General features: G+C 40.8%; 26 protein-coding genes. 20 read left to right on the top strand and 6 right to left on the bottom strand.

Annotated elements, in window-relative coordinates; translation table 11 throughout:
* Positions 1 to 9: 9 nt before the first annotated feature.
* On the top strand, positions 10 to 384 hold the full coding sequence (locus ABRT01_RS06035) for a hypothetical protein (protein WP_269409867.1): 375 nt from the start codon (positions 10 to 12) through the stop codon (positions 382 to 384).
* 179 nt (positions 385 to 563) lie between these two features.
* On the opposite strand, the gene ABRT01_RS06030 is transcribed toward ABRT01_RS06035, so the two are convergent.
* Positions 564 to 1,433 carry an SDR family oxidoreductase gene (locus tag ABRT01_RS06030; RefSeq protein WP_269409866.1) on the bottom strand — a complete coding sequence of 290 codons (870 nt, stop codon included), beginning with the start codon at positions 1,431 to 1,433 and terminating at the stop codon, positions 564 to 566.
* A 370-nt stretch (positions 1,434 to 1,803) separates the two neighbouring features.
* On the opposite strand from ABRT01_RS06030, the gene ABRT01_RS06025 reads away from it, so the two are divergent.
* Entirely contained in the window at positions 1,804 to 2,436 is a 633-nt protein-coding gene (locus ABRT01_RS06025; RefSeq protein WP_269409865.1) for an MATE family efflux transporter, read from the top strand.
* Positions 2,437 to 2,746: 310 nt separating this feature from the next.
* On the top strand, positions 2,747 to 3,670 hold the full coding sequence (locus ABRT01_RS06020) for a manganese-dependent inorganic pyrophosphatase (protein WP_269409864.1): 924 nt from the start codon (positions 2,747 to 2,749) through the stop codon (positions 3,668 to 3,670).
* Positions 3,671 to 3,719: 49 nt separating this feature from the next.
* On the opposite strand, the gene ABRT01_RS06015 is transcribed toward ABRT01_RS06020, so the two are convergent.
* Both ABRT01_RS06015 and ABRT01_RS06010 read right to left on the bottom strand, forming a co-directional pair.
* Complete coding sequence (locus ABRT01_RS06015; RefSeq protein WP_269409863.1) at positions 3,720 to 4,172, bottom strand: DinB family protein; 453 nt, start codon at positions 4,170 to 4,172, stop codon at positions 3,720 to 3,722.
* 252 nt (positions 4,173 to 4,424) lie between these two features.
* On the bottom strand, positions 4,425 to 4,625 hold the full coding sequence (locus ABRT01_RS06010) for a cold-shock protein (protein ID WP_269409862.1): 201 nt from the start codon (positions 4,623 to 4,625) through the stop codon (positions 4,425 to 4,427).
* A 263-nt stretch (positions 4,626 to 4,888) separates the two neighbouring features.
* Here ABRT01_RS06010 and mscL (ABRT01_RS06005) point away from each other — a divergent pair, with 263 nt between their 5' ends.
* The 4 genes from mscL (ABRT01_RS06005) (at position 4,889) to ABRT01_RS05990 (ending at position 7,391) form a co-directional block, all read left to right on the top strand.
* Positions 4,889 to 5,263, top strand: a complete 375-nt coding sequence (mscL, locus tag ABRT01_RS06005) for a large conductance mechanosensitive channel protein MscL (protein ID WP_269409861.1) — start codon at positions 4,889 to 4,891, stop codon at positions 5,261 to 5,263.
* 160 nt (positions 5,264 to 5,423) lie between these two features.
* Positions 5,424 to 5,879 carry a large conductance mechanosensitive channel protein MscL gene (mscL, locus tag ABRT01_RS06000; protein ID WP_269409860.1) on the top strand — a complete coding sequence of 152 codons (456 nt, stop codon included), beginning with the start codon at positions 5,424 to 5,426 and terminating at the stop codon, positions 5,877 to 5,879.
* A gap of 80 nt (positions 5,880 to 5,959) precedes the next feature.
* Positions 5,960 to 6,616 (top strand): SIMPL domain-containing protein, encoded by a 657-nt coding sequence (locus ABRT01_RS05995; RefSeq protein ID WP_269409859.1) that lies wholly within the window; start codon positions 5,960 to 5,962, stop codon positions 6,614 to 6,616.
* A gap of 115 nt (positions 6,617 to 6,731) precedes the next feature.
* Positions 6,732 to 7,391, top strand: coding sequence for a YczE/YyaS/YitT family protein (locus ABRT01_RS05990; protein ID WP_269409858.1), 660 nt, complete (start codon positions 6,732 to 6,734; stop codon positions 7,389 to 7,391).
* Positions 7,392 to 7,708: 317 nt separating this feature from the next.
* Here ABRT01_RS05990 and yidC read toward each other — a convergent pair whose 3' ends face one another.
* Together yidC and ABRT01_RS05980 are read right to left on the bottom strand one after the other, a co-directional pair.
* On the bottom strand, positions 7,709 to 8,500 hold the full coding sequence (yidC, locus tag ABRT01_RS05985) for a membrane protein insertase YidC (RefSeq protein ID WP_269409857.1): 792 nt from the start codon (positions 8,498 to 8,500) through the stop codon (positions 7,709 to 7,711).
* Entirely contained in the window at positions 8,455 to 8,820 is a 366-nt protein-coding gene (locus tag ABRT01_RS05980; RefSeq protein ID WP_269409856.1) for a hypothetical protein, read from the bottom strand. The genes yidC and ABRT01_RS05980 overlap by 46 nt, the downstream gene beginning before the upstream one ends.
* 209 nt (positions 8,821 to 9,029) lie before the next feature.
* Here ABRT01_RS05980 and ABRT01_RS05975 point away from each other — a divergent pair, with 209 nt between their 5' ends.
* The 3 genes from ABRT01_RS05975 (at position 9,030) to ABRT01_RS05965 (ending at position 11,562) form a co-directional block, all read left to right on the top strand.
* Complete coding sequence (locus ABRT01_RS05975) at positions 9,030 to 9,212, top strand: hypothetical protein (RefSeq protein WP_269409855.1); 183 nt, start codon at positions 9,030 to 9,032, stop codon at positions 9,210 to 9,212.
* A 185-nt stretch (positions 9,213 to 9,397) separates the two neighbouring features.
* A complete protein-coding gene (locus ABRT01_RS05970) occupies positions 9,398 to 10,831 on the top strand; it encodes a sodium/proline symporter (RefSeq protein WP_269409854.1) in 1,434 nt (477 codons plus the stop codon).
* 137 nt (positions 10,832 to 10,968) lie between these two features.
* A complete protein-coding gene (locus tag ABRT01_RS05965; RefSeq protein WP_367746555.1) occupies positions 10,969 to 11,562 on the top strand; it encodes a Dph6-related ATP pyrophosphatase in 594 nt (197 codons plus the stop codon).
* A gap of 202 nt (positions 11,563 to 11,764) precedes the next feature.
* On the opposite strand, the gene ABRT01_RS05960 is transcribed toward ABRT01_RS05965, so the two are convergent.
* Positions 11,765 to 12,244 (bottom strand): PaaI family thioesterase, encoded by a 480-nt coding sequence (locus ABRT01_RS05960; protein WP_269409852.1) that lies wholly within the window; start codon positions 12,242 to 12,244, stop codon positions 11,765 to 11,767.
* Between the two features lie 128 nt (positions 12,245 to 12,372).
* Here ABRT01_RS05960 and ABRT01_RS05955 point away from each other — a divergent pair, with 128 nt between their 5' ends.
* From ABRT01_RS05955 to ABRT01_RS05910, 10 genes are all read left to right on the top strand, one after another.
* The gene (locus tag ABRT01_RS05955; protein ID WP_269409851.1) at positions 12,373 to 12,732 is read left to right on the top strand and encodes a CotD family spore coat protein; all 360 of its coding nucleotides are present in this window, start codon (positions 12,373 to 12,375) and stop codon (positions 12,730 to 12,732) included.
* 224 nt (positions 12,733 to 12,956) lie between these two features.
* The gene (locus ABRT01_RS05950) at positions 12,957 to 13,508 is read left to right on the top strand and encodes an SLOG family protein (RefSeq protein ID WP_269412588.1); all 552 of its coding nucleotides are present in this window, start codon (positions 12,957 to 12,959) and stop codon (positions 13,506 to 13,508) included.
* 1,140 nt (positions 13,509 to 14,648) lie between these two features.
* Complete coding sequence (locus tag ABRT01_RS05945) at positions 14,649 to 15,266, top strand: DUF47 domain-containing protein (RefSeq protein WP_269409849.1); 618 nt, start codon at positions 14,649 to 14,651, stop codon at positions 15,264 to 15,266.
* Between the two features lie 13 nt (positions 15,267 to 15,279).
* Positions 15,280 to 16,278, top strand: a complete 999-nt coding sequence (locus ABRT01_RS05940) for an inorganic phosphate transporter (RefSeq protein WP_269409848.1) — start codon at positions 15,280 to 15,282, stop codon at positions 16,276 to 16,278.
* Positions 16,279 to 16,604: 326 nt separating this feature from the next.
* Positions 16,605 to 16,757, top strand: a complete 153-nt coding sequence (locus ABRT01_RS05935) for a small acid-soluble spore protein P (protein WP_269409847.1) — start codon at positions 16,605 to 16,607, stop codon at positions 16,755 to 16,757.
* A 256-nt stretch (positions 16,758 to 17,013) separates the two neighbouring features.
* Positions 17,014 to 17,979, top strand: a complete 966-nt coding sequence (locus ABRT01_RS05930) for a nuclease-related domain-containing protein (protein ID WP_367746554.1) — start codon at positions 17,014 to 17,016, stop codon at positions 17,977 to 17,979.
* Between the two features lie 556 nt (positions 17,980 to 18,535).
* The gene (locus tag ABRT01_RS05925) at positions 18,536 to 19,273 is read left to right on the top strand and encodes an ABC-2 transporter permease (RefSeq protein ID WP_367746553.1); all 738 of its coding nucleotides are present in this window, start codon (positions 18,536 to 18,538) and stop codon (positions 19,271 to 19,273) included.
* Between the two features lie 71 nt (positions 19,274 to 19,344).
* Positions 19,345 to 20,109 (top strand): ABC-2 transporter permease, encoded by a 765-nt coding sequence (locus ABRT01_RS05920; protein WP_367746552.1) that lies wholly within the window; start codon positions 19,345 to 19,347, stop codon positions 20,107 to 20,109.
* Positions 20,106 to 20,816 (top strand): ABC-2 transporter permease, encoded by a 711-nt coding sequence (locus ABRT01_RS05915; RefSeq protein WP_367746551.1) that lies wholly within the window; start codon positions 20,106 to 20,108, stop codon positions 20,814 to 20,816. The genes ABRT01_RS05920 and ABRT01_RS05915 overlap by 4 nt, the downstream gene beginning before the upstream one ends.
* Before the next feature lie 35 nt (positions 20,817 to 20,851).
* Positions 20,852 to 21,049: a hypothetical protein gene (locus ABRT01_RS05910; protein WP_269409841.1), complete on the top strand. Its 198-nt coding sequence runs from the start codon at positions 20,852 to 20,854 to the stop codon at positions 21,047 to 21,049.
* Positions 21,050 to 21,200 lie beyond the last annotated feature (151 nt).

Below are 21,200 nucleotides of genomic sequence, written 5' to 3'. Positions count from 1 at the left end.
GTTTTGTTGATGTATCACATAGAAGAAATCACTTTAAAAAATGGGCCGAAAGAAAGAAAAGATCTGGTAATACGTTTTGATGATCCGAACATGCAAATTGTTGGCGAATTTTTAATGGCGGATGCGAGCCTGTTGGATGCCGCTGTTTTGGATGAAATTGACCAGGTATTGTCAGGTGAAACTAAAGTTATTAAGTCAAGTGGCAATCGCTGCAGCCTGGTTATCAAAGCCGACAAAACATTGATCGAGGATTTGTTTGGAGACTTTGATGGTGTCGATACACTGCCATCGTATGCCATTGATACGAGGAAATTGAGAGAGTTGATTGTTATGTGGTTAAATAAATTGCAAGAATTTAAAAGTGGAAACCGATGGCGTGATTAAAATAATAAGTCAAAATTTATTTCAGCATATGCTTAAACAAGTGGCTGGGACATAAGCTGAAAACCTAATTCATTTTAGTACAAATCGTCAAAATAAAACCGCAAGAAATCAAAGCTTATAAATTTGATTTCTTGTGGTTTTTTCATTTTTATGGAGTTTTGTCCCAGCCTCTTTTCATGTTAAGATGATGTCCATGTTCCGCCATTAATATGGATTGCTTGTCCCGTCATGTACGATGATTCATCCGCTGCCAGCATGACATAGGGCCAGGCATGCTCCGAGGGCTGACCTGGCCGCCCCATTAAGCTGTCCTGACCAAATTTCTCCACTTGGTTTTCATCAAAGGACGATGGAATAAGTGGCGTCCATACTGGTCCAGGGGCTACCGCATTGGCGCGAATTCCCTTTTTGGCCAGACTTTGTGCAATGCTGCGGATGAACGCGGTGATGGCTCCTTTAGTCGCGGAATAATCGATTAAAGTTGGATTTCCCCGGTAGGCATTGATCGACGATGTGCTAATAATCGCATCGCCAGCTTGCATATAGCGAATTGCGGCCTTTGTTGTATAGAATTGTGAAAAGAAGTTGACACGAAATACTTCCTCCAATTGCTCTGACGTGATATCAAGCAAGTCGTTCTGTACATATTGTATGGCAGCATTATTTACTAAAATATTTATCTTGCCAAAGGCTTGTACCGTTTTTTTAACGAGGTCTTCGCAATGAGATTCATTTTTAATATCTCCTGGGAGTAAAATGCATCGTACCCCCTCCGCTTCGACCATTTTCTTTGTTTCCTCTGCATCCTCATGTTCATCCAAATAAGCAATAGCCACATTCGCGCCTTCTTTAGCGTACATGATGGAAACGGCGCGTCCGATTCCGCTATCACCACCCGTTATTAATGCACTCTTCCCCTGTAATTTTCCCGTACCTTTATATTCTGTCGGTTGCGCAGGCAGTGGGTTCATTATCGCTTCGATACCAGGTTGTTTTTGCTGTGTTTGCCGAGGGGTACTGCCCTTTTGCATATTTTTTGGATCGTTCATTGATGATTACCTCCTTGCTTTTTTACATGTAGTATAACCATTACCTTTTTAAAGCATGAAAAAACATACAGTTGATTAGTATAAGAATCAAGCAACATTCATGATAGGACGCTATTCAGCCAAAGTTTTTTGTACTTTTGGTTTGTATGGTCAAACTAAACCTTTGTATACGAAAGGGCTTAGTTTTTCTAAGCTCTTTCGTATTTTTAAGTGTAAATTTCATGTAAAATGTATGTATTGGTAAATACTACATATGGATTGGTTTTCTTTTAGGGAAAAAAGCCTGTGTACATTGGATAAAACTGCAGGATAGAATGAAGAATAGCGTACTTATTCGTTGTTGAATGATTGTCATAAGGAGGAAGTAAAGATGCGGGAAAATATCGTTGCCAAGATTTTACTGATTATCGGGGTGGCAATTATGGTCATTGGTCTAATTACAGGGATTGGAATGGGGTATGGGCATTATCATTCTTATTTCGGCTTTGAGAGCGGCATTGTCTGGTCTATTTTCTTTTCTTACCTTTTTGCTGGATTTATGATAGGAATGTTATTTATTGGCCTTTCCGAAATCATCAAATTGTTACATAGCATAAATGAAAGGATGCATTTTACCAAGCATCAAACAGCAGAACCTGATCGAAACACGACAATGGCTGACAATCAGCCCGAGGTGCCATCTGAGTCAAATGCCATTCAACCGGCGTTATCAGAATCAGTGGAACCTGTGCAATCAGATCCATCCCAGCCATCGGGAGCAACCCCTAAACAGTGGGCATTAAGTGAAACGGATCGAGAGAAAATAACGGATTTGTATTGCAATGAACAGATTTTAGACATGATCCCATCGAATATAGAAGGGTATTGTGTAGTAAAAATGATGGGAAGTGATGACCGTCAGTTTGTACGGATTGTTGATGTGTGTGGCTTTGGTGCGGAGGAAATAAATGACCCTGACTTGAAACAGCAAATTATCACTTGGTATAACAAGCGGGCATATTAGTTTGAATGATATTGTTTGATTGTCGATCGAACGAGTTGAAAAGTTGATCGAGAATGCCGAGAAGTCGATCGAGTACGCGCAAAAGTCGATCGAGAGAGTCAGAAAGTTGATCGAGCACGCGCAAAAGTTGATCGAGAGAGCCAGGAAGTCGATCGAGTACACGCAAAAGTTGATCGTACCTGAGTAAGCCGGTTGGATAGTTTACAGTAACAGGTAATGTATAAACAAGGCGAACTACTTTTCTAATTTGCCTTGTTGCTCTATAATTAATATAAATATGGTTATTGACATTGTAGTAAGGGGAGTTATCATGGGAAAAACATTAATCTTTGGACACAAAAATCCAGACACAGATACGATTACAGCAGCACTTGCATATGCACATTTGAAGAAGGAACTTGGCCATGATGTGGAACCTGTACGTTTAGGTGAGGTAAACAAGGAAACCCAATATGCACTGGATCATTTTGGTGTATCGGCACCACGTCTCATTGAATCAGTTCCAGAAAATAGTGACGTGATTTTAGTCGATCATAACGAATTTCAACAAAGTGTAGATAATATCGATGACGCACGCATTGTTGAGGTCATTGATCATCACCGGGTGGCCAATTTTCAAACGAATGAGCCGTTGTTTATTCGCTTGGAACCGGTTGGTTGTACGGCAACGATTTTAAAGAAAATGTATCAGGAAAATAATGTAACGATTACAAAGGAAATTGCCGGGTTACTTGTTTCCGCAATTATTTCCGATTCATTGTTATTAAAATCACCAACTTGTACCCAGCAAGATATTGATGCCGCCAAAGAGTTAGCGGAAATCGCTGGTGTTAATCTGGAGCAATATGGATTTGATATGCTGCAGGCCGGTGCGGATTTACGTGACAAATCAATGGCTGAGCTGATTTCTATGGATGCCAAGGAGTTTGACATGCATGGCGCAAAAGTAGAAATCGCTCAAGTGAATGCGGTTGATACGAAAGCCATTCTTGAACATCAAGCGGAACTGGAAGCAGAAATCAACAAGACCATCGAAAACAAAAATTTAGATTTGTTCCTGTTCGTGGCTACGGATATTATCAACAATGATTCCGATGCACTAGCGCTTGGAAAGGCAAAAGCCAATGTGGAAAAAGCATTTGATGTAACATTGGAAAATAATCGAGCCTTATTAAAAGGCATCGTATCACGGAAGAAACAAATCGTTACCAACTTAACAGAGACATTTAATTAAGAACAAACCCCTCATGCTTCATGCAGTGAGGGGTTTCTTGTCGGACAGCTTAATTTTCTGCTTCGACAATACGTTTCATTGCCTTTATTTGACCAAGATGCTCTGCTTCATGATGTATCGATAAATCATACAATTCACCATATGTTTTAAAATTACCAAATGGCAACGTGAAAGGAAGTTCTTGGGCTAAATAGTCATCAGACAGCTCATTGATTCGGGTCAACTGTTTTTCCAGATGATCAACAATTTCGGAAACACTCGGTACTTCTTCAGGCCAGTCAGCAGGCTTTGAACCAGGTTTGAACAACGCGTGATAGGATTCCGGAATATTACTTGATCCTTTCGGGTAGTTAAACAAGAACATTTCCGTTACCACAAGCACATGCCCAATGTGCCAATGCAGCGTGTTTCGAGATCCTGTAGGCTGTACATCGAGTACTTTTTCATCACAGTCTTTTACAAATTGCAAAAACGAATTTCTAGTGAAGTCATAGCGTGACATGGACGGTTCCTCCTCTTTTGAAGTTTTGTTTCTATTATCTACTATAGGATGGGATAGAGAGAATGTAAAATGTTGTGTTTCTTTCATCAAGTTAGTTTAAGGGGGATTACAGAAGTATGACTATGAGGTATGAAAAATCATCACGTAGGCAGGAGCGTCCATCTAAAAAATCAACTTTATATCCTCTTATTACCCGGTAGTAAATGAAAAAAGCTCTCCCATCAGGAAGAGCTTTTCTTATCAATGTTGTTATTAGTGTTTTACAACGTTAGCTGCTTGTGGTCCGCGGTTACCTTCTTCGACATCGAATGTAACAGATTGACCTTCTTCCAACGTTTTGAATCCTTCACCTTGAATTGCAGAGAAGTGTACAAATACGTCGTCTCCACCTTCAACCTCGATGAAACCGAAGCCTTTGTCCGCATTAAACCATTTTACTGTACCGTTATTCATTCTTTTTCCTCCATGTGCATCTTGCACGTTTATTACTATTCTTGCTCTTTCATATTCAAGGTGATAACGCCTTACATATTCCGAACATCAATAGTTATTCTTAGTATACCACAAAAGTTTGAAAAGATACAAGGATATTTTTAAAAATTTATTTTAACTGTGTATAATAGAGGATGTTCAAAAAATCCGGGATAGAGGAACTTAGTTGACCTTTGCCCTTTTGAACACGGGCTATATTCATGGAAGGAATGGAGGAATAAAGGATGTGGAAGGATTTTAAAGCCTTTATCGCACAAGGAAATGTCATGGAACTGGCAGTAGCTGTAGTGATAGGGGGAGCATTTGGCAAAATTGTTTCATCATTGGTCGATCAAATTATCATGCCATTGGTAGGCATTTTATTAACCGGAATTAATTTTTCAAACCTATCGTATAAAGTAGGAAATGCGGAGGTTATGTATGGCGAGTTCATTCAATCGATTATTGACTTTCTCATTATTGCTGTTTCGATCTTTTTGTTTATCCGCATGTTAAATAAACTCAAACGCAAAAAAGAGGAGGATGAGGAAGAGCCGGAAATTGATGAAAAAGCTGAATTACTGAAAGAAATACGTGATCTTTTGAAAGATGAGAAATAATTATGACAGCAAGAGACCTCCTATTTGTATTCCAATCAACAAATGGGAGGATCTTTTTACAAAATCTTGGTTGTGAATGATCTCATCGACGAAGGAAAAGTGTTAAAACCTTCTTACCCCACATATAAATAGTACAGGCATAACAAGGAGGTAACACATTTTGTGGTCGGATTTCAAAGCGTTTGCACTGAAAGGAAATGTACTGGACTTGGCGATTGCCGTTGTTATTGGCGGGGCTTTCGGCAAGATTGTTACATCTTTGGTGGAAAATATCATCATGCCGCTTGTCGGGATATTATACAATGGCGTTGATTTTACCCATTTAAAATATACAGTAGGTGATTCAGAAATATTGTACGGACAGTTTATGCAGTCGGTGTTTGATTTTGCCGTTATTTCCTGGTCCATTTTTATCGTTGTCCAGATCATTGCAAAATTGAAGTATGAGAAAGAGGAGGAAAAGGGAAAAGAGAAGGCTGCACCCAACCCGGATCAAAAAGAAGTACTTTTGACAGAAATTCGTGATCTGCTAAAAGATAAGGGAAAAAAGGAAAAAATGGTGATACATATTGGAGCCCGGAAAGATGAGAAGCAAAAACTCAGGAATGGGAAATAGAAGGTTCGCTGCCATCATCTGGTGATATATCCGCAGAATAAAGGCATATATTTTACTATAACGGAGAAAGGGGAATAGCAATGTATTATGCCAATGTATCTTCCTATCGACAGGAGCGGTCGCGGCGGATGACGGTAATTGGCAGCGCAAGTATTTCAGCAAAACCTGATGTTGTTACGATTCGGTTAGAGGTGACGACGCAAAATCGTGAACTAACACAAGCCCAACAGGAAAATGCGCAAAAGATGGATCAGGTTATACAAGCGCTGGTTCAATTGGGAATTTCAAGAGAAGCTATACAAACGGCTGCATATACAATTCAGCCACAATATGATTATGTGGATGGGAAACAGATTTTTCGGGGATATGAGGTTATACATGCACTTACCGTGAGATTGAATGCTGTCGATCAAGCAGGCACAGTCATTGATACATCGGTCCAAAATGGAGTTAATCGAGTTTCTGATATTGAATTTTCCGTTGATGATCCAAACGCATATTATCAGCGTGCATTAAGCGATGCTCTGAGGAATGCCACCGCTAAGGCTGAAACAATCGCCAAGACAATTGACGTGAATTTAGACCCTCGCCCGATCAAAATAGTTGAGGAAGGATCAAGGGATGCGATTGTCCAACAGACATTTGCCGCTACGAAAATGAATGTCTCTACATCATTGGAACCGAGCCAGCTCATATTTTCCGCAACATTAAGAACGAAATTTCAATATTTTGGATAACTGTTTTTTCCGCAATCTTAGTTCGTAATCACAATGGAAACAGTGGTGTTGAAATACACGGGAATATGACTTATGATTATCCCTAATTGTTTTGGTTAGTGAAAGAAGGGAAATCATGATCCGGGGTATTCGCTGGTCCTGTTTTGTCATCGGAGTGATCGTGTTCAGTTTAGGAATCTACATCACCATCCATGTACAGCATTTAGGTATTCATCCTTGGGACGTGTTGAATGTCGCCATGTATGAAAAACTGGGCTTTACGATTGGTACTTGGAACATTATTTGTGGTATGGCGCTGGTAGGCGTGTCGTGGATATTGGATAAAAGCTATATTAGGATCGGCACATTTCTTAACGCCTTTTTAGTTGGATCCTGTGTGGATTTCTGGCTGTGGCTGGATATCCTGCCACAGGCCCGCCATACATGGGTAGATGTACTGATTATTGTCGCGGGGATTGTGATCATGGGAGTTGGTGGTGGTATCTATAATGCGGCTTGCGTTGGGGCCGGTCCGCGAGATGGATTTATGTTGTCGATTGCCGATAAGCTGGGAGCACCAATTCGTCGGGTTCGTATGATTACAGAAACCGGCGTACTTGTACTTGGTTTGATTTTAGGTGGTCCGGTATTTATTGTCACGTTTATTTTTACCTTTGTCCAAAGCCCCATCTTTCAATTTTCCTATTTGCGCCACAAGGCATTGGTTGATCGGCTGGAACGGCGAAAACTGAAGAAACAGGCTGGATATCAACTGCTGCAAAATAGTAAATCCTGAAATCATTTCATGTAATATTATATGAATGTAAATACGTGAACTGCGGATTTCAGCTTATTTTACATTGTCAGAAAGCGGCTTGCCTCATGTAGGCGGAACCAAAAGATATCAAAGTAGAAGTGATTGATTCGATGGCATATGGTATGATACAAGGCGACAAGGTGCTTGATCAGGCCATTACACTGGTAAACTGACTATGATATAAACCATAACCATATTATTTTATGAGATTACAGTGATGGGCTACTGGATTAAGACTCATATTTATTTTTGAATATTCAAGAAAAAGCACCCCCACAATCGGAAGTGCTTTTTCATTATACCTCTGCTTCGGCTTTTTCCGTATAGAGCTTTTTGGAAATCCATGTTTGAATCACCAAAAATGAACCGGATATGGTCCAATATAATGGTAATGCAGACGGAAAATTAAACGAGACGATAAATATCATAACCGGTGAGATAAAGCTGAATAATGCCATTTGTTTCCGCTGTTTTTCATCCATGCCGATTTGTGACACACGTGCCTGAATCAGATAGACAGCTGCAGCGATAAAGGGCAGAACGAAATCGGTTTGCCCCAGGTTGAACCAGAGAAATGTGTGGGTAGCAATTTCTGGTGTCCGGCGAATCGCATAATAGAATGCAATCAGAATCGGAAATTGAATAATCATGGGCAAGCATCCGAGAGACGACAACGGATTCATTTGATGCTTTTGATATAGTTGCATCATTTCCTGTTGCATTTGCATCTGGGAATCCCGATCTTTTTTATCTTTATATTTCTTCTGAATCTCATCCATTTCCGGCTTCATGACTTTCATTTTGGCCTGCATTTTCGTACTGTTTTTCATTTGCCTCAACATGAACGGCATGAGGCAAAGGCGGATAACGATGGTTAAAATAATGATCGATAACCCATAACTGCCGCCCAAGACAGAAGCCAGTCCTTTCAGCAGTACGGAAAACGGATAAATAAAATAATGATTAAAAAAACCAGTAGAATCAGCACTAATTGGCTCATTTAGTTGGCACCCGGTTAAGACGATCAATAACAGAATACCGATCAGGCTATATTTTCCAAGAGTTGTGAATACAGATTTGCGTTCCATTTTTGTCCTCCTCGATGATAGTCGTTTAGAACTTTCAATGAGCAGGAATGGCTATCTGAATCATCATCGGGTGCTTCGATACGTTTCATTTTGGCGGCAATCCAGTGATGAATTTCCGTATTGGCCCCAAGTTCTTCCTGTGCAGGGAGCAAACGAAATCGGGTGGCATGCCATTGTCTGGTGAAAATTTGATTTTGCTGAATGGTGTTCCCCATTGTAAATGACATCCCGCGATATGCGCAGATGATGGTTAAAATGATACTCAGATATACATAAAATGGTGATACATCACTTGTTAGTTGATTGAGCAATTCTAGCATCTGTATTCACCTCCTATCTATAATTTCATAACAACTCATTTTCGGTTGTCCTCTATAACTATAAGGCAAAACGTATATAAATGAAACCACTTAGACGCATTTTTCATTATTCGTTATAGAATATGTGAACTTCGCGGAAAAATTGTTGTCTACAGGTTTTGACGATAGTATGAATGGAATATGAGTAATAATTTTTTTAGGTGATGCCGATGAAAAAAACAGCATTCCTATTAATGGGTATTGGTGTTATATGTATCGTGTATTCCGGATGGACGTATTTTTCCGCAACCCAATCGGTTCATGAATATACACCTTCACATCCTGCAAATGTGCAACATACACCGAAACCCGATACTATTAACAAGGTACATAGTGTTAAAGGAGCAGGATAACCCCTGCTTCTTTTTTACGTTTAGTATGCGGGGAAAGTTTTTATATCGTTTGTTCTGATTTTTTGCTCCGACACATAGATTTTTAGAAAAGAACTATATTTTCTTTGGCACAAGGGAGGGAACATGTAATCTTTCTTGTTCGTCTGTTTCAGGGACATCATGATTAACAGGAGGGTGAACGTGCAATGAATACCATCATTATCGCTGAATTTATCCTGTATTTTATTGTGATTATAGCGATTGGTTACGCTACGAGCCGAACAAAAATGAGTCATGCTGTGTTTCTTTTAGGCGGAAAAAAACTGCCTGGCTGGGCTTTGGCATTTTCGGAACGGGCTACCGGGGAATCAGCATGGTTGTTACTCGGGTTTACCGGATTTGTTTTTACCACCGGACTTGCAGGAATATGGGTAGCAGTTGGGATTGCTTTGGGGATAATTTTCTCCTGGCTTGTCTTGGCGCAAAAATTTCGTAAAGAGGCGGATAATTATCAGGTGTTAACCCTGCCAGATTATTTAGCTGTCCGTTTTCGGGAAAAAGCCAATTTGATCCGCTGGATTGCCAGTATTTTAATTGCTTGCTTTTTCATGTTTTATTTGGGAGCACAACTAGCAGGGGCAGGAAAATTATTTTTAACGACATTCGACATAAACGAGACGGTTGGTATCATTCTGGCCACAGTTGTTGTATTGGCAACGGCGTTTTTTGGTGGTTTTTTGTCTGTTGTCTGGACAGATATGGTTCAAAGTATCATGATGCTGGCTACACTTTGTGTGTTACCCGTTATTGCACTGATCTATATTGGTACACATGACCTGTCGATTAGCCAATCATTGGTGGAAGCAGGTGATTCATTTGATTCCTGGTTTGGTGGTGCGACAGGATTTGCGCTTGGGGTATTATTCTTCAACAACTTTTCCTGGTTTTTTGGTTATTTGGGTGGGCAGCCCCAGTTAAGTACACGATTCATGGCATTAAAAAATGATAAAGAAGCAAAACAAGGGATTTCCGTTGCCATTATTTGGACCGTGATGGCTTATACGGGGGCCTTTCTAATTGGGTTAGCAGCGATTGCATTGTATCAACAAGGGTCATTTGCCGATGTAGAAACCATTTTGCCATTTATGATCCTGGATTTATTACCACCTTGGATCGCCGGGTTATTACTGGCCGGGATTCTGGCCGCAATTATTACGACAGCTAATTCCCAGTTAATGGTTGTTACCAGTTCCGTTAGTGAGGATATTATCCACCGGACGCTTGGGTTGAATTTGACTGATAAACAGCTTGTAACCCTATCAAGAGTAATAGTTATCGTTTCCGGTGTGATTGGCATGATCATTGCCCTGACATCTGATTCACTACTCTATCTGGTCGTCAGTTGGGCCTGGGCAGGCATTGGTTGTACTCTATCACCAGCAATATTGATGACCTTTTTCTGGAAGCGATATTCAGGTGTTGGCGTGGTTGCAACAATTATTTCTGGATTTGTATTCACTGTTCTGTGGATTAGTACACCATTGGATGAAATAATCACATCTAGATTTTCCACCTTTTTTATCGCAGCCATTTTTGGGATTGTGTTCAGCCTATTGTTTCCGGATCGAAAAAAAGTGTGAGTGGATAAGAAATATCAACCTACGAAACCTGGAGGAAACCAACCGATCACTGGTTTCCTTCTTTTTGTTTGCAATCGACTATTGAACTGAAATGGATGCTATAATGAACATAGTAACTAGATTGAAAGGAGAATATGATGAAAATAGCATTATCTTTTAGTGGTGGGAAAGATAGTTGCCTTGCAGTATATCGTCTGCAACAACAGGGCTATGAGGTTTCTTGTTTGATTACAACAGTTTGGCGAGAATCGAACGAAACTGTAGCCCATGGTGAAAAGCTGGAACATATCGAAAAACAAGCGGCAAGTATTGGTATACCAGTTCATTTTATTGAAACAGATTTTAAAACGTATACGGCTAATTTCACTGAAACTTTAAAAACTTTAAAAGCGCAGGATCAGATGAAAGGCATAGCGTTTGGCGATATTTATTTGGAAGGACATCGCGAATGGGGAGAACAAGTGGCAAAGCAAGCCGGACTGGAAGCAATCTATCCACTGTGGACGGATCAACAACATGTACAGGATTTATTAAAACAATTTGTTGCGTTAGGTTTTCAGGCAAGGGTGATTAAAGTAGATCCGGACAAGCTGCCAGAAAGCTGGGTGGGGCGGCTTGTGGATGAATCATTTATTAATGACATCCGTATGAAAAATGTTTGTCCCATGGGCGAATCCGGTGAATACCATACAGCTGTGTTCGATGGTCCGATTTTCAAGGGACAGTTATAAAGGAATATACAAGTCTGTGACAGAAGATAAATAGGGTTGAGTTCAGCTACGAACCACTGTATGAAGTGTCATTTTTACGACTTTTTGAGCATTCTCTACAAATGACTGTTTATAAGATTGGGCTATACGTGAGATGAAAATTGGCGAGGGGGGATAAATGCATACCCCCCTCACTACGTAATGAACATGCGCTTTTTAGCAATTACTTTTTAGTGAATGTGCTCGGCATAACAACTGCTGTAACTTCCCCTTTAACAACAACCTCACCATTGGCAAATACGTCGGTATGTACCTTCCATTTTTTAGGATGAACTTCCTCGACCGTCCCTACTGCTTTTAATGGAACCCCATGTGGAGTAGGCTGCAAGAAATCAACATGTAATGATCCTGTCACAAATCGTGGTGGTTCCGCGCCATCACCGGGTTCATGACCATTTTTGCGATGTAATGCCAGGGCAGCTGATCCTGTGCTATGACAGTCGATTAAGGAAGCGAGTAGTCCCCCATAAACAAAACCTGGTAATGCCGTATGCTCTGGTTCCGGGGTGTATACGGTTATTGTTTTTTCCCCGTCCCAGCCCGTACGAAAGTGGTGCCCGGCCTCATTCATTCGTCCACAACCATAACACCATGCAAAGTCTTCTGGATAATCATCTTGTACTGCTTTTGTTACCGTTTCCATAAGTGTTTTCCCCCTTTTTAGAAAAGTATAGCACAAATATAAACAAAGAAATAGGTTGTTGCCTTATACAATCCGCCGATCCTTTTCATAGTTTATTAGTGAACCTATCACAGGAAAGGGGCTTTTATATGAGACATTTTGGAAACAATTGTGGGTGCCCGCCGAGACGGGTGGTTCATCCAACAAAATGTAACCGAATTGACTGCTGTACAGAAAACGTTATTGAGCATATTCATCCTTCTCATACAACGGTAGTGAATCATCATCTGGAAAGGCACAGACATGTATTTCCACATTCGACTTCACATGAGAACACGATGAATTGCGTAGATGAATTTGGCGGAGCATTTCAAACGCCTCCACAGGGACAATGTTGTGGCCCGGGTGGCATGGGGCCAGGTATGGGTAAAGGTAATAATGGCTACGGCGGTAACCACCATCCACATCACCACCATCACCATCATCATAAAGGGATGCATCACTGGTAAGAACCGCATCATTGGTGTTAATCTAATGGGACGGGGGAGAAGTTCTTCCCTCTGTCCCTTTAAAAAGTGGGAATCGCTGATAAAAATCGTGGAATCGCCGTAAAATGGGACGAAATCGCCGTATAATGTACACAAACCGCCGTATAATGGCCGAAAGTCGCCGATAATTTGCAAGTAATCGCTGAAAAAATGGATACAGCAATACCCGGAAAGGAATTAGCATGGTGAAAGTTTTGACAGTTACTGGATATAAACCAATGGAATTGAATATTTTTAAGGTCGATGATCATCGGATTACATACATAAAAGCAGCCATTCGTAAACGGTTGATTGTGTTCATTGAAGAAGGCTTGGAGTGGGTAATTGTTTCCGGACAGATGGGCGTTGAATTATGGGCGGCAGAAGTTGTGCAGGAGTTACAAGCAGAATATGCGATCAAACTCGCGGTTATCCCGCCATTTGAAAATCAGGAACAACGCTGGCCGGAATCCATTCAACAAGCTTATCAGGAAATCACGTTGCAGGCTGATTTTCATAAACCACTTTATGTTGGCAATTACAAAGGATCGTATCAGTTCACAGCAAAAAACAAATGGTTGATTTCCAAAAGCGACGGATGTCTCGTGTTGATGGATGTAGAATATCCGGGCTCTGTCCATTACTTTTATCGGGAGGCGAAGGAAGTGGATCATTACCCCGTTTATCTGATTACTCCGGCCGATTTAGATGATGTTGTTGAAGAAATCCGCATGGCTGATCCTGATTACTGGCTATAGTTGGGATAAAGAGATATGCAGAGGGGCGGGGCATTAGTTATGCGAAACACCGGATATTAACCTGGAGACAGGAATATCGACTGTGACTAGCCAGTATCAACCAATAGGCTGGGAATATCAACCACCATTAACCAGGTATCGACCGGCTTCTTGCCGATATCAACCGAATTAACTGGATATCGGCCACTAGATCTGGAATATCGGTACTGATTAACAAAATATCAACCACCATTAGCCTAGTATCAACTTTAAAGCGAACGTATCGCTCAAGCTGGTAAAACATTAACCTTAAAATAAATATCAACCTGAAAAAGTTATCCGTAAAAAGTAATCGGGCTGCTCATTTTTTACTGTCTGTGCTTGCCTCCGCGCCTCAGCCTTCATGTTACACAATTTTTTCTTCCCACTTTTGACTGGTTTCTATGATGCGATTACAATTGAAATCAAAAAGTTAGATCAAAGGGGAGAAACGTGGGGGATTCATTGATTACGATTAAATTAACGGATTTGACCAAGGCTTATGGTAAACAGGCAGGAGGATTACTCAGGAAAAATACTGGAAGAGGCTTGTATGAATAAGCAATCGAGCGGCTGCATCATCATTTGTCTGATTGATGCAGCCTTTTTGTAAGAAATGTGGTGTGTTGTGCCGATCTATAATATATCAGCGGTTTTGAGGATTATATCAGCGATTTCGGGCATTATATCAGCGGTTTTGAGCACTTTATCAGCGATTTAAGGCATTATATCAGCCGACTCCCATTTTCTGGCGGGTCAGGCATCTCTGTATGTCGGGTTCGCCATTCCAAGCAGCATGTATAAAAAAGGTCTATTTAGCAAATTGTATAAACCACCTTTCTCGTTAGGGAATACACTCTTTTCAGTCTATTTTAGAAAGAAATCGCGGTTATCGGCTAATATTATAGGATGGACGATGAAATATGGGGGAAGGGGTATAAAAATTACCAAAAAGATTGTAGGAACTTCTTTAGTTGAAGAACACTAATGTGTATAATGGTATACGGGAGCGGAAATCGACAAAATCGGACAATTCGTTTCCCTTTTCGTGCGTCTGCGGTTGAAAATGATATACGCAACAATGATTGCCCAGTCCTTTCGGTTAATGGAGGTTATACAAACATGTTCAAGAAAAAGCCAGATAAATTCTCGCTTTATCTCGTTGATTTTGCCAAACAGCTACACGAGGCAGCCGATTATTTTGTTCATTTTAAGGTAACAGATACCAAGACATTGAAGGAGTTTGCCAACACGATCAAGCAGCGGGAATCCGTGTTGGATGATAAAGTGCACTCCATTATCAAGGAGTTAAACCAGGCATTTATTACACCAATTGAGCGGGAGGATATTCTGCAATTGTCGATGAATTTGGATGATATCATGGACGGAATGGAAGATTTCTCTGCGACGATGGATATTTATCAAATTCTTTCAGCTGATCAGTATATGGATCAATTTACGAATTACATATTGGAGTGTTCCAAGGAAATATTAACATCGATGGAATTGATTGCAAATTATCAGTTAAAAAATGTTGAAGAGCACGCCATCATCATTAAAGATATTGAAAGTAAATGCGACGATATCTATCGTGAATCCCTCAGAAACCTGTTTCAAAAGGAAAAAGACCCGATTAAGGTCATCCAATACAAAGAATTATATGAGATACTGGAAGAAATTGCCGATTATTGTCAAAATGTCGCAAGCACCCTGCAAAGTATCATCATGAAAAACGCGTAATGAGGGATTGAATATGAATTTACTTGCCATAACAATCGTATTAATTGTCATCTTTGCTCTTTTGTTTGATTTTATCAATGGGTTTCATGATACAGCCAATGCCATTGCTACATCCGTATCCACGAAAGCATTAACACCCAGACGGGCCATTATACTCGCAGCCATCATGAACTTTGCGGGGGCTTTGACGTTTACTGGTGTAGCGCAGACCATCACAAGCGGAATTACCGATCCATTTCAATTGCACAATGGCATGACCGTTATATTAGCTGCATTAATTGCTGCGATCATTTGGAATTTGGTAACTTGGTATGCAGGTATCCCCAGTAGTTCCTCACACGCAATTATCGGCTCTATTACGGGGGCGGTTATTGTATCTGCCGGGTTTAGAGCGATTCATTATCACGGATTTATTTCAATTCTGGAAGGGTTGTTTTTTTCACCGGTAATCGCGTTTGTAGTAGGGTTTATATTTTATGGAATTATAAAAGTTATCTTTAAAAATAGTAACCTTGCGAAAACGAATAAACGATTTCGCCTGGTTCAAGTCTTAACCGCCGCGGTGCAGTCGTTTGCGCACGGAACGAATGATGCACAAAAATCGATGGGGATTATTACAATGGCTCTGATTGTTGGCGGGATGCACAAAACAATGGACATTCCGTTTTGGGTACAGGCTTCCTGCGCGACCGCGATGGCTTTAGGTACTTCCATAGGCGGTTGGCGGATTATTAAAACGGTCGGCGGTAAAATTATGAAAATCCGTCCAGTGAATGGCGTTGCTGCCGACTTGACCGGTGCGGCGGTTATTTTTGGCGCTACTTTGATCCATCTACCCGTTAGTACAACACACGTTATTTCATCTGGTATCCTCGGTGTAGGTGCCTCCCACCGGGTAAAGGGAGTAAACTGGGGAGTTGCCAAACGGATGGTTGTTACATGGGTCATTACCTTACCAATTACAGCGGCACTTGGTGGCATTATCTTTTATATTTTGGAGATGTTTATGTGAAAAATCGCCCAAAAGCCTGACGATAGGCTGCTGGGCGATTTTATTTCCGGACAATTTCTGCGGACAGTATAATACCCGGCTTGGAATGGCTTGATCACTTTCCAATTTTTGTCTGTTAGTGAACGCCAGCAAATTGATCGTAAACTTTAGTGACTCCATGATGAACTGTAGCGTATTGGCTGTAAACTACAGCGAATTGAGTACAAACTGCAGCGATTTCACATCGATCTCCAGCGGATTTTTGCCTAACTACAGGAAAACTGATTTGAATAGAATCGTGCGTTTTTCCAAAAGCTATGCTTAAGGATGAAAAGGAGGAGATTGGGATGGGCGGAAAACGAATGGGACCGAAACAACAGGAAGCCCCAAACTTGCCAAAAAGTCCAAAACAGCCATATGGTGAACCGCTGGATGGATCCCATAAGGTGAAAAACCGCAATCATTCGCGGCAAAAGAACGATGCCAGTCATGATATGTAAAGTGGACGATGAAGCTATTCCGCTCCGGTGGGATGGCTTTTTTTATCGCGATTTATTTTTGCTGGAGTTCGATAAGATTTCGCTGAACTTCGACAAAAAATCGCCGAAGTTCGACATAGAAAGGCCGAACTAGCTAACAATTCCGCTGAATTTCACAATTTGGACACAATGTTAGTGCGACCTTCCAAGTTTAAGCAGGAATTTGCTCATTAAAAATAGAATATTAAAGATAACAAAATAGAAAGGATGTCCTCTTTTGAATGTTAAACCGCTAAAAGTCCCCATTTTACTTCTACAAACAGAAGCATTATCAAAACGGCTGCCACCACAACATCGCCTGCACAGTATTGTCCAGCAACAAGCCAAAATGTTAAGAACGGGTCATAAAGGTGAAGAAGCACTTGAATTCCCACTTTCCTTTCTCCCTGATAATCAATACCATATTTTCCACAACCTGCGAATCTATGATGGATTGGGTTATTTTCAAATAGACAAGCTCCTCCTGACAAACAAATTTATGCTTATCTTAGAAGTAAAGAATATATACGGTACATTGGCATATGACAATATGGGGCAATTCATTAGAATCGTTGAAGAAAAAGAGGAGGGCTTCTCCAACCCTGTGGCACAGGTTCAATTGCAATCGATTCGGTTGCGTCGTTGGCTGAAACAATTTCATTTCCCACCGATTCCCATTGATACACTTGTTGTGCACACGGATCCCAGATCAATTATAAAAAATGTTCATAATCAGGATATCATAATAAAAAAAGTTGTTCATAAGGAAAATCTTTTATCCAAGGTAGAAGAGGTTTCAAATGTATATAAGATACTATGCCTGACCGATATCCAAATGCATGAACTATCGACTTTGCTTAGTTCTTCCCACCACCCATATAAGGTTGATATTTTAAACAAATATGACATAACCAAGGATGTTTTGTTAACCGGCGTAATATGTCCGGCATGTGCGGCTATTCCAATGCATCGGATCCATGGAAAATGGCAATGCCTCAAGTGCAATTGCGTTAAAAAAGATACCCATATTCAAGCATTAAAAGAATATCAGTTGATGATTGGCGATAGGATAACCAATAAACAGGCAAGAGAGTTTTTACAGTTGAATTCAGCATACGTAACGAAAAGATTGTTGAACCAAACATGTGTTAAACAAATTGGATCTACGAGTGGGCGTAGATATGAACTGGGGTTTTTTTCATAGTGTTTGTAGGTCATATTTGCTATCAAGTTGGGCGGTTATTCGGTTTTTATCGAAGTTCGACAAGATTTCGCTGAACTTCGATAAAAAATCGCCGGAGTTCGACATAAAAAAGCCGAACTAGCCGACAATTCTATCGAAGTTTACAATCGAGGTTGGTTCTCTATCCCGGTTGGATTAATTTCGTTGTATCTTATTCCCTAGTCGGTTGTGGTACTTAGTTGGAAGGCATTAGCCCATGGAAAATAGGAAGAATATATATTGATCGAGCAGGGTGAAGCTGTTTTTTGGGGAGCGGAAAGAATGGGACAAGAGCTGGCCAGAATAAGGATTAACCGCCATTATCCGTTATCGGCGGATTGTAATCTATGACGACCATGCGGATAAGCTGGCGAAACATCCCTATCTGTTTCAAGTTCAACCCGCAATGGGTAGTTACGTTGGGTATACCGATAATTTTGCTGAATTTCAAAAACGCAATTCCGGTAAATGGGACGCGGAACGGTTGAAACTGGAGGAATTATTTGTATTGTTAACGGGGCATAAGGAGGAATGACCAATGCGGATGCTGGTTCAACGTGAACTGGAAGCGATGAGGATTTCACCAGATCGTAAAGAACACCTGGTCACGATTGGTTTTGCAATGCTTATGGCTGTTTTATTTCTCTGGCTGTTAGGTCCAACCTTCTTCGATATTCTTGCCCCTAATGCGATTACTTCCATCATCCTGTTTGGAGGTATCGGTTTTGTTGGTATGGGGATGAATGCTTCGTTGCAGGAAGACAGTCACAAACGGCAAATGGCTTTTTTACAAACACTTCCAATTACGAAAAGCATGATTGTTCATGCTAAATTCCTCAGTATTCTGATCGCCTGTGGAAAAGCTTTTCTGTGGATGGCGGTGCTTGTTTCCTTAAATTTAATTGTGAACAGTAATTGGACGTTAATAGCATCCGTGTCCGTTTTATTTGCCGTTTCGATTATGTTGTTGCTGTTGGCAGAAAATCTGCTTCGATATTATATTTTGGGATATCGTAAATGGAGTAATGGGATATATGTGGTGTCGGTTGTAGTTTGGGCTGTTCTTTTTCTCTATGGATTTCACTTTTTACTGGAATTAAAGGAACAACCGCTATGGATTCTTGTCTTGTTCATTTTTTCATTGGTTGTGTATGGCTTCTGCTGGCGGATATCGATACAGCGCATCCAAAAGCGGGGGTTTCCGCATGAAGTGGAGCAGCCTGGTTTAGTTAAACTAGAACAGAAGGCTGAGGAATTGAAAAACAGACAGATGTAAATGGCTATTGCAAGCTATGTCTATGAAAGGATAAATGTACAAAGACTTTATTTTCGAGAGGAGGAACAGGTATGCGGGCGGGAACAATTTGGGACTTAATCAAAGATGATTGGTATGGGCATAGGTGGATGATTCTTAGCTGTTTGTTCATTCCGTTGCTGTTGGAAATGTTGATGATGTGGCAAGGTGTATTCATCTATGGCTGGTTTCAGGATATTTTGGATGTTGATAAAATGACAGTAACCGTTGTATTTGGTTTGTTATGTGTATTTATTCCTTATACTTTACTGTGGATTTACGCCGTTAGCCGGTTATCCAGTGAAGCAGATGCAGGATTTTACAGATTTGCCCGAATGCTGCCCGTTAAAGCAGAAGAAGTGGTTACCGCCAGAGTTATTTCCAGTTTTGTTTTAAGTGTTGGCGGTTTGTTATGGTTTGCTTTGTTGTTGGGAGTATTCACGCCGGGATTAGGCCAACCAATTGAGCCTGGACTATGGACGGTTCTCTATTTAAATGCCTTCTTTTTTCCGGTTTCTCTTGCCGTCTATCACGGTCTGTTTTTTCGTTCCGGGACAAAGGGGACAACAGGAAGTGTGGTTTTCTTGTTTTTCTTGTTGATTATGTGGGGAGGACGGGGAGGCTTAGCCAAACGAGGGGTACAAACTTTTGACTCTATGTTGCATGATTATCCTATGATCACAGTAGGAATCGGAGCGGTAATACTTATCGTCATTTGGTTGTTATGCTGGTGTTGGGCGATGACGGCTTACCGGAAGTATTTGGAGGGAACGTTAAGATCAGCCAAAAAGCGGCGAACAAGGAGGGCGACCGAATGAAGGCATTGATTGGCAGAGAAATAGAAAATATGGGCTTTTCATGGCGGGAAGCATCACGGTTTTATAGTCTGATTGGAATCGGTGGTGTCCTTGTCATGTGGGTTCTGGGGCCGCGCGTATTGGGAGTGGTTAGTACAGAGTCGTCGTATGTATTAATAGCCATAATGGGACTTGTGTTGGCATTTGGTCGCTTGATAGTAGGGTTGGAACGTGATGAAGCAAACAGGCAGCTGACCTTCTTGCAAACATTGCCCGTTCCAAAAACGAATATCATACATGCAAAATTCATGAGTCTCCTGTTATTGAGTGCTCTCACGATTGTTTGGATTGCTATTTTATTTTCTCTCAATATGTTTGTAAATGGTGGAAAGGTAGAATACTGGATGACAGATGTCCTTTTTGTTTCGATGTTTATTTTTGTAACGGCAATGAGTTTATTGTGGTATTACTTTTGGGGGAATCACCGACTTAACACGGTATTTTATGTATTAGTTGGACTATGGGGGGCCATTTTTGTCTTTGTAGGATTTATATTAAGATTATTTGCAGGAGTTTCGTTTATACAAGTGATGGGTTTAGCACTTGGGGTATCAGTGCTAATTTATTTAATTTGCTGGCGGGTGGTAGTGCGGCGAGTGTATAGGAAAGGCATCCCAAGAGAGGATACACAAGCAGAGGATCTGGCTGAGTTTGTTGCAAATAAATGATAATAATGATAAATAACACATTTGGAGGTGGTCAAATGGCAGATCAAGGTAAATCAACACAAGGAATTCCGGTGCTCATCGGTGTTATTGCCGCTTTATTGAGCGGTCAAATTCTCAAGGATTATCAAATTGGTTACTTCCCAAGGGTCCTCATAACGCTTATCATAGCAGCGGTCTTTTGGTATGTGTTACGTCTTGTTAGTAATCGCAATACGGATAAGGGAAAGGAATAGTGGAACAGGGGGCGGGAATAAGGTGAATTTTTGTTTTTAAATGCATTTTTTCATACTCCCACTGCCGTTTTTCAACAAATTTCGTCGGCATAAACTGTTCCACCTTTTAAGAAATATGGTATGATACGTTTATCTTATTATATATGGGGAG

Source organism: Lentibacillus sp. L22, from assembly GCF_040812445.1.
Lineage (GTDB): Bacteria > Bacillota > Bacilli > Bacillales > Amphibacillaceae > Lentibacillus_C > Lentibacillus_C daqui.
This window is presented reverse-complemented; position numbering and strand designations above follow the sequence as displayed.

Excerpts from the sequence above, each read along its gene's own strand:
- ABRT01_RS06035 (WP_269409867.1), top strand. The coding sequence starts at position 10 with ATGTATCACATAGAAGAAATCACTTTAAAAAATGGGCCGAAAGAAAGA.
- ABRT01_RS06030 (WP_269409866.1), bottom strand. The coding sequence starts at position 1,433 with ATGAACGATCCAAAAAATATGCAAAAGGGCAGTACCCCTCGGCAAACA.
- ABRT01_RS06025 (WP_269409865.1), top strand. The coding sequence starts at position 1,804 with ATGCGGGAAAATATCGTTGCCAAGATTTTACTGATTATCGGGGTGGCA.
- ABRT01_RS06020 (WP_269409864.1), top strand. The coding sequence starts at position 2,747 with ATGGGAAAAACATTAATCTTTGGACACAAAAATCCAGACACAGATACG.
- ABRT01_RS06015 (WP_269409863.1), bottom strand. The coding sequence starts at position 4,172 with ATGTCACGCTATGACTTCACTAGAAATTCGTTTTTGCAATTTGTAAAA.
- ABRT01_RS06010 (WP_269409862.1), bottom strand. The coding sequence starts at position 4,625 with ATGAATAACGGTACAGTAAAATGGTTTAATGCGGACAAAGGCTTCGGT.
- mscL (WP_269409861.1), top strand. The coding sequence starts at position 4,889 with ATGTGGAAGGATTTTAAAGCCTTTATCGCACAAGGAAATGTCATGGAA.
- ABRT01_RS05995 (WP_269409859.1), top strand. The coding sequence starts at position 5,960 with ATGTATTATGCCAATGTATCTTCCTATCGACAGGAGCGGTCGCGGCGG.
- ABRT01_RS05990 (WP_269409858.1), top strand. The coding sequence starts at position 6,732 with ATGATCCGGGGTATTCGCTGGTCCTGTTTTGTCATCGGAGTGATCGTG.
- yidC (WP_269409857.1), bottom strand. The coding sequence starts at position 8,500 with ATGGAACGCAAATCTGTATTCACAACTCTTGGAAAATATAGCCTGATC.
- ABRT01_RS05980 (WP_269409856.1), bottom strand. The coding sequence starts at position 8,820 with ATGCTAGAATTGCTCAATCAACTAACAAGTGATGTATCACCATTTTAT.
- ABRT01_RS05975 (WP_269409855.1), top strand. The coding sequence starts at position 9,030 with ATGAAAAAAACAGCATTCCTATTAATGGGTATTGGTGTTATATGTATC.
- ABRT01_RS05970 (WP_269409854.1), top strand. The coding sequence starts at position 9,398 with ATGAATACCATCATTATCGCTGAATTTATCCTGTATTTTATTGTGATT.
- ABRT01_RS05965 (WP_367746555.1), top strand. The coding sequence starts at position 10,969 with ATGAAAATAGCATTATCTTTTAGTGGTGGGAAAGATAGTTGCCTTGCA.
- ABRT01_RS05960 (WP_269409852.1), bottom strand. The coding sequence starts at position 12,244 with ATGGAAACGGTAACAAAAGCAGTACAAGATGATTATCCAGAAGACTTT.
- ABRT01_RS05955 (WP_269409851.1), top strand. The coding sequence starts at position 12,373 with ATGAGACATTTTGGAAACAATTGTGGGTGCCCGCCGAGACGGGTGGTT.
- ABRT01_RS05945 (WP_269409849.1), top strand. The coding sequence starts at position 14,649 with ATGTTCAAGAAAAAGCCAGATAAATTCTCGCTTTATCTCGTTGATTTT.
- ABRT01_RS05940 (WP_269409848.1), top strand. The coding sequence starts at position 15,280 with ATGAATTTACTTGCCATAACAATCGTATTAATTGTCATCTTTGCTCTT.
- ABRT01_RS05935 (WP_269409847.1), top strand. The coding sequence starts at position 16,605 with ATGGGCGGAAAACGAATGGGACCGAAACAACAGGAAGCCCCAAACTTG.
- ABRT01_RS05925 (WP_367746553.1), top strand. The coding sequence starts at position 18,536 with ATGCGGATGCTGGTTCAACGTGAACTGGAAGCGATGAGGATTTCACCA.
- ABRT01_RS05920 (WP_367746552.1), top strand. The coding sequence starts at position 19,345 with ATGCGGGCGGGAACAATTTGGGACTTAATCAAAGATGATTGGTATGGG.
- ABRT01_RS05915 (WP_367746551.1), top strand. The coding sequence starts at position 20,106 with ATGAAGGCATTGATTGGCAGAGAAATAGAAAATATGGGCTTTTCATGG.
- ABRT01_RS05910 (WP_269409841.1), top strand. The coding sequence starts at position 20,852 with ATGGCAGATCAAGGTAAATCAACACAAGGAATTCCGGTGCTCATCGGT.